General features: G+C 51.2%; 15 protein-coding genes and 3 pseudogenes. 8 read left to right on the top strand and 10 right to left on the bottom strand.

Translation table 11 applies throughout. From position 1 onward, the window contains the following. The 5 genes and pseudogenes from H6F67_RS27960 to H6F67_RS26330 form a co-directional block, all read left to right on the top strand. A pseudogene (locus H6F67_RS27960) lies at nucleotides 1-142 on the top strand (ISKra4 family transposase); the annotation flags it as partial. A gap of 23 nt (nucleotides 143-165) precedes the next feature. After that, nucleotides 166-318: pseudogene (locus H6F67_RS27955) on the top strand (ATP-binding protein); the annotation flags it as partial. Between the two features lie 152 nt (nucleotides 319-470). Continuing rightward, nucleotides 471-872 carry a DUF4363 domain-containing protein gene (locus H6F67_RS26340; protein ID WP_190769632.1) on the top strand — a complete coding sequence of 134 codons (402 nt, stop codon included), beginning with the start codon at nucleotides 471-473 and terminating at the stop codon, nucleotides 870-872. Nucleotides 873-940: 68 nt separating this feature from the next. Next, nucleotides 941-1222 carry a peptidase gene (locus H6F67_RS26335; protein WP_190769631.1) on the top strand — a complete coding sequence of 94 codons (282 nt, stop codon included), beginning with the start codon at nucleotides 941-943 and terminating at the stop codon, nucleotides 1220-1222. A gap of 308 nt (nucleotides 1223-1530) precedes the next feature. Continuing rightward, a complete protein-coding gene (locus H6F67_RS26330) occupies nucleotides 1531-1911 on the top strand; it encodes a hypothetical protein (protein WP_190769630.1) in 381 nt (126 codons plus the stop codon). 60 nt (nucleotides 1912-1971) lie between these two features. Here the strand turns inward: H6F67_RS26330 and H6F67_RS26325 are convergent, their stop codons facing one another. The 5 genes from H6F67_RS26325 to H6F67_RS26305 all read right to left on the bottom strand — a co-directional run bounded on the left by H6F67_RS26325 (nucleotide 1972) and on the right by H6F67_RS26305 (nucleotide 5568). Continuing rightward, nucleotides 1972-3210 carry a cell wall metabolism sensor histidine kinase WalK gene (locus H6F67_RS26325; protein ID WP_190769629.1) on the bottom strand — a complete coding sequence of 413 codons (1239 nt, stop codon included), beginning with the start codon at nucleotides 3208-3210 and terminating at the stop codon, nucleotides 1972-1974. A gap of 21 nt (nucleotides 3211-3231) precedes the next feature. After that, entirely contained in the window at nucleotides 3232-3906 is a 675-nt protein-coding gene (locus H6F67_RS26320; protein ID WP_190769628.1) for a response regulator transcription factor, read from the bottom strand. Nucleotides 3907-4165: 259 nt separating this feature from the next. Then, nucleotides 4166-4387 carry a PepSY domain-containing protein gene (locus H6F67_RS26315; protein WP_190769627.1) on the bottom strand — a complete coding sequence of 74 codons (222 nt, stop codon included), beginning with the start codon at nucleotides 4385-4387 and terminating at the stop codon, nucleotides 4166-4168. Beyond that, on the bottom strand, nucleotides 4341-4799 hold the full coding sequence (locus H6F67_RS26310) for a PepSY domain-containing protein (protein WP_190769626.1): 459 nt from the start codon (nucleotides 4797-4799) through the stop codon (nucleotides 4341-4343). The genes H6F67_RS26315 and H6F67_RS26310 overlap by 47 nt, the downstream gene beginning before the upstream one ends. A 205-nt stretch (nucleotides 4800-5004) precedes the next feature. Beyond that, nucleotides 5005-5568: a PepSY domain-containing protein gene (locus H6F67_RS26305; RefSeq protein WP_190769625.1), complete on the bottom strand. Its 564-nt coding sequence runs from the start codon at nucleotides 5566-5568 to the stop codon at nucleotides 5005-5007. A 327-nt stretch (nucleotides 5569-5895) separates the two neighbouring features. Between H6F67_RS26305 and H6F67_RS26300 the strand changes: the two genes are divergently transcribed. Beyond that, the gene (locus tag H6F67_RS26300; RefSeq protein WP_199304649.1) at nucleotides 5896-6699 is read left to right on the top strand and encodes a hypothetical protein; all 804 of its coding nucleotides are present in this window, start codon (nucleotides 5896-5898) and stop codon (nucleotides 6697-6699) included. A 257-nt stretch (nucleotides 6700-6956) separates the two neighbouring features. On the opposite strand, the gene H6F67_RS26295 is transcribed toward H6F67_RS26300, so the two are convergent. The 3 genes from H6F67_RS26295 to H6F67_RS26285 all read right to left on the bottom strand — a co-directional run bounded on the left by H6F67_RS26295 (nucleotide 6957) and on the right by H6F67_RS26285 (nucleotide 9258). Next, complete coding sequence (locus tag H6F67_RS26295) at nucleotides 6957-7862, bottom strand: RNA polymerase sigma-70 factor (protein ID WP_190769624.1); 906 nt, start codon at nucleotides 7860-7862, stop codon at nucleotides 6957-6959. 6 nt (nucleotides 7863-7868) lie between these two features. Beyond that, the gene (locus H6F67_RS26290) at nucleotides 7869-8489 is read right to left on the bottom strand and encodes an FMN-dependent NADH-azoreductase (RefSeq protein ID WP_190769623.1); all 621 of its coding nucleotides are present in this window, start codon (nucleotides 8487-8489) and stop codon (nucleotides 7869-7871) included. A 76-nt stretch (nucleotides 8490-8565) separates the two neighbouring features. Then, entirely contained in the window at nucleotides 8566-9258 is a 693-nt protein-coding gene (locus H6F67_RS26285) for a hypothetical protein (RefSeq protein ID WP_190769622.1), read from the bottom strand. 68 nt (nucleotides 9259-9326) lie between these two features. Here H6F67_RS26285 and H6F67_RS26280 point away from each other — a divergent pair, with 68 nt between their 5' ends. Then, complete coding sequence (locus H6F67_RS26280; protein WP_190769621.1) at nucleotides 9327-9650, top strand: hypothetical protein; 324 nt, start codon at nucleotides 9327-9329, stop codon at nucleotides 9648-9650. Between the two features lie 20 nt (nucleotides 9651-9670). Here the strand turns inward: H6F67_RS26280 and H6F67_RS26275 are convergent, their stop codons facing one another. Further along, complete coding sequence (locus tag H6F67_RS26275) at nucleotides 9671-12820, bottom strand: efflux RND transporter permease subunit (protein ID WP_190769620.1); 3150 nt, start codon at nucleotides 12818-12820, stop codon at nucleotides 9671-9673. Between the two features lie 6 nt (nucleotides 12821-12826). Beyond that, a complete protein-coding gene (locus tag H6F67_RS26270; RefSeq protein WP_190769619.1) occupies nucleotides 12827-13510 on the bottom strand; it encodes a cobalt transporter in 684 nt (227 codons plus the stop codon). 130 nt (nucleotides 13511-13640) lie between these two features. On the opposite strand from H6F67_RS26270, the pseudogene H6F67_RS26265 reads away from it, so the two are divergent. Further along, nucleotides 13641-13973, top strand: a pseudogene (locus tag H6F67_RS26265) (response regulator); the annotation flags it as partial. Nucleotides 13974-14053: the final 80 nt, after the last annotated feature.

Here is a 14053-nt window from a genome sequence, read left to right as displayed (position 1 = left end):
GATTGGTTCGGGCACGATTGAATCGACCGTCAAGCAGATTGGCGCAAGAATCAAACTGACCGGGGCACAATGGAGCGCGGAAAATGTGCCGCAAGTGCTGCTACACCGTTGTGCCTACCTCAACGGGCAGCTCTCATCCTGAGACTTACAAGACTGGGATGCACCCGAGCCGATCAAGCTCGATCGCGACGCGCAGGCGGTGCAGGGTTGGGATTAGCGATCGCTCAAACGATTGCTCAAGCGCACGGTGGCGAAATTACAGTCAGCAGCCGAATCGGAAAAGGAAGCTGCTTTCAGGTTGAATTGCCAACTGCCTAATTCAGTGGCGTTTGAGTCGAGTTTCTTTCCGAGTTCTTTACCAGGTGTGTCCTAACTTGTGAATAGGCAGAAAAACAAGCTGCTTGCGATCGACTCAAAGTGAATTTGAAGATCGATCGCGAATCGTTTTGTTCGTTTCACAGGAACTATTCATGCGTTGTTTTCACATTTTGCTCGTCGTTGGAGCAGTCAGTTTGCTAACTCTTGCAGGCTGCAATCGCGCCGAACAGTCAGCACAAACACCAGCAAATTCTGCCCCGCAAGAGCAAACCAACCAGGCAGGTTTTGAAGGACTGCGATTGGTCATTACCAACACGCGATCGGCAGTACAGGGCGGAGATTTCACAAAAGCACAGACAGAATTCGGCAAGTTTGAGAATAGCTGGTCGCAAGTTGAAGATGGCGTCAAGGCGAAGTCTCAAGATACCTATGATGCGATCGAAGCCAGCATGGATGAAGTGAATCAAGGGCTTCGAGCTACGTCGCCTGATTCCGGAAAGCTACTTACAGCCTTGCAGTCACTTGAGGCAAACGTGAATAGCGCTGCGAACTAATCGATCGAGGTGATGCCAGCCTAAGGCATCACGTTTCCCAAATCTGTGCTGTTCCACTTGGAAATTTTATGAATCGCGCCTTTCGCAAATATCATCGCATTCTTGCTATTGTTTTGGCGCTACCGCTAGCGCTGACTGTACTCACAGGGATGGCATACACCATCAGTCGCGAATGGTTCATCAACTTAGGAATTCCTTCTAATTTATTGCTCAAAATTCATTCCGGCGAAATCTTTGGACTAGAAGCAATCTATCCAGTTTTAGATGGATTGGGACTGATCGGCTTAATCATCACAGGGCTAAGCATGACGGGTTTATTGAGCCGCAAAAAACCTAAAGTTCGTAGTTGATTTTGGGTGGCGATCGCACTACTCAAGTTAAACAGCAAGCTGGTTCTCAAGATTAACATTGTATTTCATTCGTCTTTTCAAGTTCTTTACTTTCTATCACTAGAGTAGAGCTTGTAAAGAACACAAGGCCGAGTGACGCAGGAAATCCAAGCAAATTCAACTTGCTTAAATTGGCGAGTATGGTAAGGACATCTAGCCTTCTAACAGAGTGTTGCCCTCAAAATGTTGAATCAAAAAACGGCATTTACCGCATTTCTCGATTGAGACTCTATTAACCTGCTTTAGCAGAGTTTGCTCGGAAAAATGGCATGAATAAAGGATTTGGTTCAAGCTCTTGCAATCAACCTTCTAAGTGGTCAAAGCAGCGGCAGGTGATTGCAAATCTCAAACAACATCGCGATCGCATTTTGGGTCTTGCTTGGCTGGGCTACCTTAAAGGCGGAACCGGAGCAATTCTGTATACGCCTATTAAGGATGGTGGTAATATCGACTATATTCAACGTAGTCGAATTGATGATGCTGAAGTGCGTCAAATGCTTGACCAAAATAATCCTCAGCGAGCCGCAGTTGTTCTCTACAGTCACGGCAATTCATACACGATCGTGACGTTATTGGGACCGAAATCACCACCAGAATGTTATGTAGAGCTACCTGCTGAATTACGAAATCGTCAGCAGGCTCAAGGCTAGCTGAAAACAAACGAGTTTATTGAATTAGCTTGGGATCGATTTCGCAATCATCTCAACTAACTAAAGCGGGGTCAGCCTTAAATGAACAGTGAAACAACTTCCAACTCCAGGCTGGCTAGAAACGGTAATTTTTCCCTTGTGAAGCTGCGCGATATTTTGAGCGATCGCTAAACCCAATCCTGACCCGCCCGACCAGTAGGAGCGTGATCGATCGGCTCGCCAAAACCGATCGAAAACGTGATCAAGCTGTTCAGGTGCAATTCCAATTCCGGTATCTTGAACGTCAATTTTGGCAGTTGTCTCCGTTTGAGTTGCTTTGATTTCAATTGTTCCATTAGCCGCTGTGTAATGTAGAGCATTATCAATTAAATTAGTGAATAAGCGTGTTAGCTGAACTTTGTCTCCTATTAACATCAACGAACCGCTGATTTTTGCCTTTAAGTCAATTGATTTTTCGATCGCTTGAGGCTGATAAAGCTGCACCAGATTTTCAAGGAGTGCCGTTAAGTTGACCTGATTCCAGTCTGGCTGAGGAGCTTGATCGGTGCGAGCAAGCAGCAGTAAATCCTCAGTCAGGCGCGTAACCTGCCCAGTTGCACTAGCGATTGCCTCAAACTTCTCAGCATCCGTAACGCGAATGCCCTCTGGATACTTCAAGGCAACGGCGGCATTGCTTTTGATCGCCATCAATGGACTGCGAAGCTCATGGGATGCGTCGGCGGTAAACTGCTGAAGCTGTCGAAAACTGCGTTCGATCGGTTGCATGGCCTGCCGGGTTAGCCACAGACCACCGATGCTGCTGAACACCAGCGCGATCGCGACACCTCCCCCCAATCCCCAATCGAGCTGCTTCAGCGTATTGTCCACATCTTCGAGCGACTGACTGACTCGAACATAGCCCACCAAGCGACCACTATCGCTATCCATCACAGGTAGCGTCACGCCCTGAATGCGCGGCTGTCCAGCCTGAATCTGCACGGTCTGAGCAGCAGAAAAAGGCAGCGTTAGCACCACCTTTCCCTGCTGATCGATCGATCGACCTTGCGTATCAAACCATTGAAATGCTTGATCGCGAGCAATCAAGTCTTGAACCGGAAAATCATCTTCGACTCGAATCTGCCCGTTTTCAACTTCAACGCTGGCGGTTGCTCCTTGCCCTAATGCTTGCAGTCGTTCGGCAAGCTGCTGTGTCAAACTGCGCGTAAAAGTAATACGCACCACGATCGTGAACAAAGCCAAAATAAGCGATAGAACGGCGAGGTTCGATAACAGCAGTTGACGTTGAGTTTTTTGAAACACAAATGATTTCCCTCCAGAAAACTACTCAGAGCCAAGGCGGTAGCCAACGCCATACACCGTTTGAATCATTTGGTCAGAAGCACCTACTAGCTTCAACTTTCGTCGCAGATTTGTAATGTGCGTTTTAATCGTTTCTTCGCCTGAGATGCGATCGAGTTCCCACAGCTTATCGAGCAGCATCGATCGCGTGAAAACCTGCGATGGGTTTCTTAAAAAACATTCTAAAAGCATGAATTCTTTTGGTGTCACGACTAAAGGCTGCTCAGCATAACTAACAGTGTGGGTACTCGGATCAAGCTGCAAAGCACCATACTTGAGAATCAACTGCTGCACATCGCCGCTGCGCCGTGATAAAGCGCGAATGTGGGCTGCAAGCTCCTCTAGCTCAAACGGTTTGACCAGGTAGTCATCGGCTCCGGCATCGAGGCCAATAATCTTATCGCTGGTGGTGTCTCGCGCCGTCAGCATCAAAATGAGCGATCGACAACCCGCCGCCCGCAGCCGCTGACACAACATTATGCCATCTAATCGAGGCAGCATTAAATCGAGCAAGATGAGATCGTAGAAATCGGCTTGAGCATAATCCCATCCCATCATTCCATCGCCGACCACTTCAACTACATGATGCTGATGTCTTAGATCTTCAGCAAGCGGTCGAGCAATGCGATCGTCATCTTCCACCAAGAGAATTCGCATTTATTTAAATATCCTTTGTCTTCGTCAAAATTAGATCGAGAAATACTGTTTGGAAGCGTAGAACTATTATCTAATCAAGTTGTAATTTCTAAGCGAAATCACCAAGATAAATCAATGAGCAGGGCAGTGAACTCATCAACTTGGAAATGCTCCAATTTGAAGTTCTACTGCCCGCTAAATTAAACGCTCAGGGAGAACGATTGCTCATCGATCGTTCCTAGAAGGGTCGTTGAATGAAGACAAATCGCGATGCAGAGCGTTAATTTCTCCCTGGAACCTGAATGCTACTGCGAGGACGGTTGGCCTCTGCCTGCTCAGAATCTTCCTGTCCCTCAACCTCTGTGTAAAGAATGCGTCCATTTCCGGCATCAATGACAATTTCTTGCCTGTCAATCTCGATCGCATAAACCAAGCCGCCATTCTCCGTTTCTAGCTCAGCTTCGTAGGCTCGACCGTTTGCTGAAGTCTCGGCAGTTTGCACCGCTTGTCGCAGCGTTAATGGTTGCAAGCGGCTGAAGCGCGATCGCTGCTTCCCGTTCGGTTTCGGTGGCGATCACCTGACCATTGCTCGCATCAATCAAAAATTCTTGTTCTCCTACCATCACCGCATAAATCACCTGATTGTTTTCTCGCTCCAGTTCCGCGCTGAAGGCGGGAGCGTTTGCCGATTGCTCTGCCGTCTGCACCGCTTGCAGCAGCGTTACGGTGGCGAGGCGCTGAAGTTCTGTTGCATCATCTTCATCCTCATCCTCATCGGTTTCGTCTTGATCGTCCTGCTCGATCGCTTCAGTGACAGGAGAAGGCGACTGCGCCGACACAAACTGGCCGACACCAAAGGCAGCTAAAGTGCCAGCCGCGCTAACTGCCAAAATCACTTTTGTTACTTTCTGCATGAATCAAAATCCTCAGCTTTACTGTGCTTTTACCCTAAGAAAAAATAGTCAAGAACTTGAAAAGATTCCATTTGTTTTGTTACTTCCTTCCAATCGAGAAAACCCCGCTTGAATGTTCAAGTCGAGGTTTTCTTGTAGACAGTCGCGATCGACAGACTAACTCAATGAGTTAATCGTTGAATCAGAACTGTAAGCGGGGAATTGATTAGCGGGTGCTACCTCCACCATTGATTTCTCGATCGCGCTCTTGACCATTCGGAACCTGAATGCTGCTGCGAAAAGGAGCATCATTCTGTTCCGACTCGGCGTTTGCCTGCTCAGTTTGCAGAACTCGACCATTCCCGGCATCAACCGTGATTTCGGTTTGAGCAATCATCACTTTGTGAACGAGGTTGCCATCTTCGTTGTCCAAGGTGACGCGATCGACAGACCCCGGTTGAACCGCTGTAGCTGCCTGTTGTGCTTGATTAGCAGTGATGCGAGCAAGCGACTGAAGCTGCGCGTCTTCTTGCTGCTCTTCCTGTTGGTTTGGCAATTCGCCATCGCCATCACTGGTTTTGGCTTGAGCGAGTTGCGCGGCTTCGGGTGGCTCGATCGCCGGATTGATTTCACCGTCTCCATCGCTAACATCGCGGCTCGAATGAGGTTGAGCAGACAAAACCACAGCGTTCGATCGAGTCTGAGTCGCAGTAGCATTGCGGGCAACTAAGCTAGTGCCAACAGTGCCAAACAAAGCCAGAGCGACAAACAGTTTAATTGATGTTTTCATGAAGTGGAACTTCCTCTAAATCGGTTGACTGTTTCACTGTAGAAAACAAAGGTCAAGAACTTGGAAAGAGCCGCGAAAACTAGAAACTTCTAGCAAGCACTGAATTTTACAGCGTTTATCAAGCGCGATCGCCTGCAACAGTTGTCTATAAGCTGATAGCGACTAGCTTCTAGCCCATTGCTGACATCTTTCCGAGTTCTTGACAATTGCGCTCTATCATCAGTCCAAACTCAAAGACTTTCAAGTGTAAAGCGCAGTCTTTGCAAGCTACCTGCTTCACTGCTTATGACTTGAAGATCTTGAGAAAAGCCAAAATGGAGAAATGTCGTGGAAAGAACTTTAGGCAGCGTTCCAAAGCCATTAATTAGAGTGCCAGAGGTGACAGTTTACTTCTGGATGGTCAAGATTTTGGCAACTACAGTCGGTGAAACAGCGGCAGATTTTCTAGCAGTAACCCTCAACTTGGGTCTAAACGTTACCGCCTACATTATGAGCGGCCTGTTGCTGCTTGTGCTGCTCAATCAGTTCCGGCTCAAACGCTACGTTCCTGCAAACTACTGGCTGGTCGTCGTATTAGTCAGTATTGTTGGCACACTGATCACAGATAAACTGGTAGACGATTTTGGCGTGAGCTTGGTTACGACTACAGTTGGGTTCAGTATTGGTTTGGCGATCGTTTTTGCGATTTGGTATTCAAGAGAAAGAACGCTGGCGATGCACTCGATTCGTACTGCCAAAAGAGAATTGTTCTACTGGGCAGCGATTTTGTTGACGTTTGCCTTGGGTACAGCAGCAGGCGATCTGCTTGCAGAAGCGTCAGGGCTGGGTTACGCACAATCTGGATTGGTATTTGGCGCGGCAATTGGAGCGATCGCGATCGGCTATTACGTCTTTCATCTCAATAGCATTCTGGCATTTTGGCTGGCCTACATCTTGACTCGTCCACTTGGCGCATCGATCGGCGATTTGCTGTCGCAACCTCCTGAGAACGGTGGACTTGGCTACGGCACGGTGGGAACGAGTATGTTATTTCTTTGTTTAATTGTGAGCCTGATTGTTTACTTGACGCTGAGCCGAAAAGACAGGCCAAGGGGCGATCGAGAAATGCTCGATTTCGATGATCTCAAGTAAAAAATGACGCCTTTCGGTTTTTGCAAACAGCAAGCATTGGCTTATCGTCCTCTTGGCAAACTGCTAAGAGGATTTTTAAGCAGCGCTGGCGATCGCAGGCGAAAAGTACAGTCAGCGAGCGGTCTGCAACAGTGAGCGTTGTCATTTAACGAACAAGTTTTTCCAAGGCAGGACGGATAGCTGTCTTCCAGCCAGTGTCGCTGTCATTTGATAGCATCTCCAAAGCAAAATAGAAAGGCGCGATCGAGAACCGAGATTCATGACTCCCGATCAGATTGTAGAGATAAGGCTGCGGTTGAAACTTGCGATCGTCCGACCGCTTTTAGCTTTTCTGGATTGACGACGGCAAAGATTGACTCAATTCGATCGCCCCCAATCTCAAAGCTAAAAGTGCTGTGAAGTTTGTTATCGACAGAATTAATGATTCCAGGCTGACCATTGATGACGCTCATCTGAGTCACCAATGTCGGAGTCAGTCGGCTGCGTTGAATTGCGACCAAGAAACGCGCAACTTTTTGGCAGCCATAGAGTATTTTTTGGGCAGCCACAACCTTGCCACCGCCATCCGACCAAAAGGTGACATCTTCAGCCAGCAGCACCATAAGTGCCTGCACATCGCCTTCATGCCAATACGCGAGAAATTGTTCAATCAAACCGTCTTTCACCTGAGAACTTTGATCGATCGCAGGTTTGCGTAATTCAAGATGTTGACGGGCACGATGGACAATTTGGCGACAGTTTGTAACACTTTTGCCAACCGTGATTGCAACGTCATCGTAGCTGTAATCGAAGACTTCACGTAAGAGAAATACGGCTCTTTCAGTTGGTGGCAAACATTCTAGCAGCAGCAAAAATGCGAAGGAAAGTGATTCTGCCAGTTCTGCGCTGTCGTTGATGAACGATTCCGTCATGAGCGGTTCGGGCAGCCAAGTTCCGACATATTGTTCGCGCTTTACGCGAGCAGACCGCAGGTGATCAATGCACAGCCGCGTCACAATTTTGGATAGAAAGGCTTTTGGCGATCGCACCGTGCTATCGGTAGTCTGCCAGCGTATCCAGGCTTCTTGCACGATATCTTCAGCATCGCTGACGCTGCCCAGCATTCGATAGGCAATCGCAAATAGAAGCGATCGATATTGCACAAACAGAGCAAATCGGTTCATCAGACACTACCAGCTTGCGGCCAACTCGATCAGTTTGGTGCGGGCGCGGTCGATGTATTGCTGCCGTTCATCCGGCATGAACTGATTCGGCACCGCGACAACCGTAACCGCTTCAATGCCAATGAAGCTCAGGATCGATCGCACATAGGTTTCACAGAAATTGAGATGACCCAACGGCGTGCCGGGCGCAAAATTACCTGCACTGGGCGTGATTACTAAGGCTTTTTTCCCGGTTGCCAATCCTGTAAAGGTGTGGGTTGTGGCATCGAACGCAAAGGTACGATTGACGCGCACGACCTGATCTAAATAGGTCTTAAAAGTAGAGGGCACACTGAAGTTATACATCGGCACACCCAGCAGCAACCGATCCGCCCACAGCAATTCCTCGATCAGTTGCTCAGAGTCGGCTAGCGCTGTCGTCATCGCGGGCGATCGTGCTTCGGGATGAGTGTAATTTGCCAATGTCCACAACGCGGTCGGGTGAGCAGGTGGATGGCAACCCACATCTCGCCGTTGATGCTGGGCTTGAGGATGAATCGCTTGCCAAGTCTGGATAAAATCGGCGCTGAGGGCGCGAGAAACCGAGTGTTCGACTCGAACGCTCGATTGAACTTCGAGGAGGTTCATCAGAGTGCTTGATTTAGGACATCTACTGCAAAGACGAAACACAACCTTTTGTTGTGACATCGCTCATTTTGTGGCGTTATTGCCCGGTGTTCTCGCGGCCAAATTGCCGAAATTGGGCAAACTGAGCTGAATCAATTTCACAATCGATCGCGCCTCGCGTCTGATCAGCCAAATTCGCCGTAGGACGTGAAGCCGCCTGTTGAACACATCGCGTCAGCCAGACAATGAAATCACTCAGCTCAAATTGGGGCTGAGTCGCCAAAAACGCTTCTGTAATTTTCATCGGCGGTAGCTTCGTTCCATTGGCACAAAATAAAGTGGGCGGCTCCACAGCCAATTGCATCAGGCAATAGATCGTCGTGTTGCCATCCGTCAAAACTGCGATCGGCAAGAGATCTAGCAGACACCCACCGAGTTTGAGGTGGCGATGCCCCGCTAGCGCATATTCGAGCGGAAGGAACTTGGCAACCAGGAGGCGATCGGCAAATCGCACATGGATTTCGTTTGCTCGCCCCGCCAATTCACCATGCCACTTTCCCTTCAGCCGCAGCAATTGCTCAGCCCAATTGAGTTGCGCCGCCCTGCCAGATAGCCCATTGTGCCACTGATACAAGTCGTAGAGGTCGGAGGGCAAGCTCCAGGCGAAGGCAGCCGTTTGTTGGTCAATTTCAGTACAACTCAGACCGGGCTGGAGTCGAGTCGCAACGGTTGGGACAATCTGGCTCAACACTGCATCGAACTGATTGAGGGCGATGGTCAACTCTGGCATGGCTCTCTTGCACCGTTGAAAATGGCTTGATTCAAATTAGACGAGCCAGAGGATGCAGTTGTGACAGGGTGATTCTCTGCAACCGCGCACCGATCACCTATCCCCCCAGGGGGCATATAGTAGAAAGATGCCTTCATCTTGCAGGCGCGATCGCCGATCGCTTCGATCGCAAGCGCATCCTGGTGGTGACGCATCTGGCATGGATGGGGATCAACTGTTTAGTGGAGGCGGCTGAAACCGGAAACTTTGAGGCAGAACTGCCGATTTTCGCGCGGCTTTGGATTTGCTGGTCTAGGCCAGATGCTGCTGGCAGCGACAACCGCAAGCTGGCGGCGCGATCGCAAAACTCGATTAGGTCAATCGATCGCGCCCTCACTGCGGGTTGTAAATAGGCTAAAGCTTCGCTTCGAGCTTACCGAGGTTGCATTGTCGGATCGATCGGAAAATCCAGGTCAACGGCGTTCGCTTTGTGTTGTGGAATTAGCCACTTGCCAAACTTGGCATAGAGGGCAGGAATCACCAGCAACGTTAAGGCCGTCGAGGTAAATAACCCTCCCAAGACGACGATCGCCAGCGGCTGCAAAATTTCATTGCCAGAACCACTGGCTAGAACGAGGGGCAGCGTGCCCAAAGCCGAGGTGAGTGCGGTCATCAAGATCGCATCAATGCGTTCCAGCGACCCTTTCACAATTACGTCTTTGACTGGCATTCCCTGAGCAAACTTGTGGTTGTAGTTATCGACGAGCAACAGGCCATTGCGAACGGCCACGCCAAAGAGGGTGATGAAGCCGACCAGGGAGGCGACCGACATCACACCCCCACTGAGCAGGATGGAGACAATCCCGCCCACCAGTGCCAATGGCAGATTGAGCATAATGGCGATCGTGGCGGGCAGCGACTTGACGGAAAAGAACATCAACACGGCAATTACGATCGCCGCCAGAAGGCTGAACACCAGCAGGTTATTCGTGGCATTTTGCTCGGCTTCAAACTGGCCGCCGTACTGAATAAAGTAGCCGTTGGGCAGTTGAACGTTTTGGCGAATTTGCGCTTGAATATCACCGACAACGCCGCCGAGATCGCGTTCTGCAACGTTTGTGGAAACCACAATCAGCCGCGAAACATCTTCGCGATTGACGACATTCGCGCCCATGCCATACTCCACTTTGGCAACCGTGCCGAGCGGAATGGTTTCTCCGGTCGGAGTGGAGATGGGAACGGCGCGAATCGCATCTAAGCTATTGCGGGCAGTTTCGGGTAAGGAGACGGCAATATCAATAAGCTGCTGATTTTCAGCTACCTGTGAGACGACTCGACCGTTGAGCGCCGTTTCCACTAGGTCTGATAGCTGCGCCATGCTCAGTCCGTAGGTGGCCGCCGCCGATCGATCGTATTGAATTTGCACCTGACGAATCGGCAGTTGCGGCTCAAGCTGCAAATCGACCACGCCTGAAATCGGCGCGATCGCATCGCGCACCTGTTCGCCAATCCGCCGCAGTTCAGCTAAATCTGGCCCAAAGATTTTCACCGCGATCGCGCTTCTGACCCCAGAGAGGACTTCATCCATCCGGTGCGAGATGAACCCACCAATATTCGGAGCCACACCGGGCAGCTTCAGGAATGCCTTGCGCAACTGCTTCACGCTGGCTTCGCGGTCTTCGAGTGCCAAATCGCTAAGTTCCACATCGACGTGCGCCATGTTGACTCCAGCTCCATCCGCATCGCCGGGAGTGCGCCCCGATCGCACCTGCACCCATTCATACAGCGGATTGTCTTTGAGCGAATTCGCCAGGGCGATTCCGGCTCGATTGGTCATATCGAGCGAAACGCCCGGAAATAACACCATCGAGTTGACCATTGACTTTTCCTGAAATTCGGGCAGAAACACTCGTCCTAAAGACGGAACGATCGCACAGGCGGCAACAAGAGCAGCGAGGGCAAATCCCAAAATGATTTGGGGCGATCGCAGTGAGAAGTTGAGTAGGGGACGGTAGAGCCGCTGTGCCCAGCGAGAAACAACGGTATTTTCTTGCGGTAGCGGTTGGTTTGCCAGCAAAATCGCACACAGCGCGGGTGTCAGGGTCATCGCCACAAACAGCGAAGCCGCGATCGACAGCAGGTAAGCCCAGCCCATCGGCGCAAAGATGTTGCCTTCCACTCCAGTCAAGCTAAAAATCGGCGCAAACACCACGATGATGATCACGGTGGAAAACACCACTGCCAATCGCACTTCGACAAACGCATCGAAGACGACTTTGAAGGCGGGAATCGAATGCCCTTGCGCCTGATTTTCTCTCAGCTTGCGGTAGCAGTTTTCCATGTAGACGATCGAGTCATCTACGAAGCCACCCAGCGCGACGACCAAGCCGCCCAGCGTCATCGTGTTGATGCCCAGCCCAAAGGCTTTCATCAACATCACCCCAATCAATAAGGAGAGGGGAATGGCGCTGAGGGTAATCAGGGCAGTCCGCCAATTCATTAGAAACAGCAGCATCACGACCGAAACAATCAGGATGCCTTCCAGCAGAGAACTGCTGACATTGCGAATGGCGGCATCAATAAAATTGGCCTGCCGAAACGTCTGCACCACCTGCACATCGGCGGGAAACGTCGGCTGCAAAGACTGCATCACCGCTTCGACGGCTTGGGTCACAGTCGGCGTATCCACATCGGGCTGCTTATTCACCATCATCACAACAGCGGGCTGCCCGTTGAAGCTGGCATCGCCGCGCTTGAGTGCGGCTCCAGTTCGCACCTCGGCGACATCTTGCAGCAAGATCGGTTCGCCGTTCTGGACGCTGACGACCGACTGCCGCAAATCGTCGATCGACTGCACCGCTCCGATACCGCGCACCAGCAACTCTTGGCCGCCGCCAATCAAAAAGCCGCCTGGAGCATTCGAGTTCGCGCCGCTGGCTGCCTCGGTGACTGCGGTGAGGGAAACGTTGCGCGATCGCAGTTTTGCCGGATCGACCAAGACCTGCTCTTGCCGTTCGTCGCCGCCGTAAATCGTGAGATCGGTGACTCCGGGAACCGACAAAATCTGGCTGCCGATGGTGCGATCGACCAGTTGCCGCAACTCCATCAGCGAGGTTTGCCCCTGCTCATTGACAGTAAAGGCATACTGCAAAATCGTCCCCAGCGGCGAGGCCAAAGGTGAAATTTCGGGCGGATGGACGCCTTCGGGAAGCTGATTGGTGACTTGCTGAAGCCGTTCCGTCACCGACTGCCGCGCTCGGTAAATGTCGGCATCCTGGTCAAACACGACGCTGACCATTGACAGTCCCACTTTGGAAGACGATCGCACCGTCGTCACTCCGGGCAAGCCGTTAACGACGCTTTCGATCGGCACGGTAATTTGCGATTCGACTTCTTCAGGGGCGAGTCCAGTCGCCTCGGTATGAATATCAACCTGGGGCGGGGCAAATTCGGGAAACACATCCAGCGGCATCTGGGTCATGCTGAAAATTCCCCAGAGGGTGACGAAGACCGCACCAATCACGATTAGCCACCGCTGGGCGATCGAGGTTTTGAGCGTTTGATTCAAAATTGAGTTGAACATTGGAGATTACAAGCCTCTCTTGTTAGAAAAGACGCTCTTCTTTTTGCGGTTTCTACCTGCGAGAGCGATCGCGCCCGCCACCAGTAGCGCCGCGCCGCCACCCATGACGGCTAAAATCCCGATCGGAGATTGATTCGCTGCCGCCGCATCACTGGCGCGATCGCCCGACTCCACCAGATTGCCCGCCGTATCATGACTGTGCGGAACGCCTTGAGCGTCCGCTTGCGCGTGAGCAGCAGCGGCATCGGTCTGATCGGCTGGAGTGGCCGCAGCGTCAGCCGTTTGGGTTTTGCGCGATTCGGCATACAGCGACAAACCGCCCTGCGTCACCAGCTTTTCGCCCACCGATAGCCCCTCCGTCACTTCGATCAGTTCGCCCTGAGTTGCGCCTGTGGTAATCGGTACTGGCTCATAAAAATTCTCATACTGCACAAACACTAGCTGCTTGCCGTCGGCGTCTACCAGTGCCGTAACAGGAATCAGCACGGCAGCGCTACCGTCTGCGGCTGGCTCGATCGGAGTGACGAGAATCCCCAGTAGCGGGTCGGTTTCGGCGTTCACCGCCACTCGATTAATTCCCCCTTCAGCTTGAAATTCATCGCCATGCCCGACATGAGCGATGCCAACGGCGGGCGCACCCAGAACTAAACCCAGTGCCAAAACCAAACTGAAGCCTACATTGCGTTTCATGCGATTAATCTCCTCACCAAACTGCGAAGCGGAACAAAAATCTTCCACAGTCTGCCAAAGGCCAGATGAAATCGAGGTGAAATGCAGCCCGCTTCGGTAAAATCAAGCTCGTGGTTGAACAGTTGGGTCAATGCGAATTCTGCTGGTTGAGGATGAACCGGATTTAGGATTGGCGATCAAACAGGTGTTAATCGCTGAAAAATACGTGGTGGACTGGGTGACGGATGGCGCTCAAGCCTGGAACTGTCTCGATAGCCAGTGGACAGACTACAGCGTGGCGATCGTCGATTGGCTGCTGCCCAAGCTGACAGGACTCGAACTGTGTCAGCGACTGCGACTGCACCAAAAGGCGCTACCCGTGCTGATGCTGACCGCGCTAGGGCAGCCGGAAAATCGAGTCGCCGGACTCGATGCGGGAGCCGATGACTACTGCAGGGTGGCGGAAGTCGTTATACAGCTAAGATGAGGGCATTGTCGCTCTAAAACTGATCAATGCCGACCCCTCAAGCACTGGCTGTTGAATTGTCTGAGCAACAAATGCTG

The organism is Microcoleus sp. FACHB-1515 (assembly GCF_014696105.1).
In the GTDB taxonomy this organism is placed as follows: Bacteria; Cyanobacteriota; Cyanobacteriia; order Elainellales; family Elainellaceae; genus JAAUTJ01.
The sequence above is the reverse complement of the archived record's forward strand: the minus strand, read 5'-3'. Positions and strand labels throughout refer to the sequence as shown.

Bases quoted from the DNA above. Each gene is read 5' to 3' on its own strand.
- H6F67_RS26305 (WP_190769625.1), bottom strand. From the start codon at position 5,568: ATGAAAACATCAATTAAACTGTTTGTCGCTCTGGCTTTGTTTGGCACT.
- H6F67_RS26275 (WP_190769620.1), bottom strand. From the start codon at position 12,820: ATGTTCAACTCAATTTTGAATCAAACGCTCAAAACCTCGATCGCCCAG.
- H6F67_RS26310 (WP_190769626.1), bottom strand. From the start codon at position 4,799: ATGCAGAAAGTAACAAAAGTGATTTTGGCAGTTAGCGCGGCTGGCACT.
- H6F67_RS26340 (WP_190769632.1), top strand. From the start codon at position 471: ATGCGTTGTTTTCACATTTTGCTCGTCGTTGGAGCAGTCAGTTTGCTA.
- H6F67_RS26330 (WP_190769630.1), top strand. From the start codon at position 1,531: ATGAATAAAGGATTTGGTTCAAGCTCTTGCAATCAACCTTCTAAGTGG.
- H6F67_RS26290 (WP_190769623.1), bottom strand. From the start codon at position 8,489: ATGAACCTCCTCGAAGTTCAATCGAGCGTTCGAGTCGAACACTCGGTT.
- H6F67_RS26285 (WP_190769622.1), bottom strand. From the start codon at position 9,258: ATGCCAGAGTTGACCATCGCCCTCAATCAGTTCGATGCAGTGTTGAGC.
- H6F67_RS26335 (WP_190769631.1), top strand. From the start codon at position 941: ATGAATCGCGCCTTTCGCAAATATCATCGCATTCTTGCTATTGTTTTG.
- H6F67_RS26270 (WP_190769619.1), bottom strand. From the start codon at position 13,510: ATGAAACGCAATGTAGGCTTCAGTTTGGTTTTGGCACTGGGTTTAGTT.
- H6F67_RS26295 (WP_190769624.1), bottom strand. From the start codon at position 7,862: ATGAACCGATTTGCTCTGTTTGTGCAATATCGATCGCTTCTATTTGCG.
- H6F67_RS26320 (WP_190769628.1), bottom strand. From the start codon at position 3,906: ATGCGAATTCTCTTGGTGGAAGATGACGATCGCATTGCTCGACCGCTT.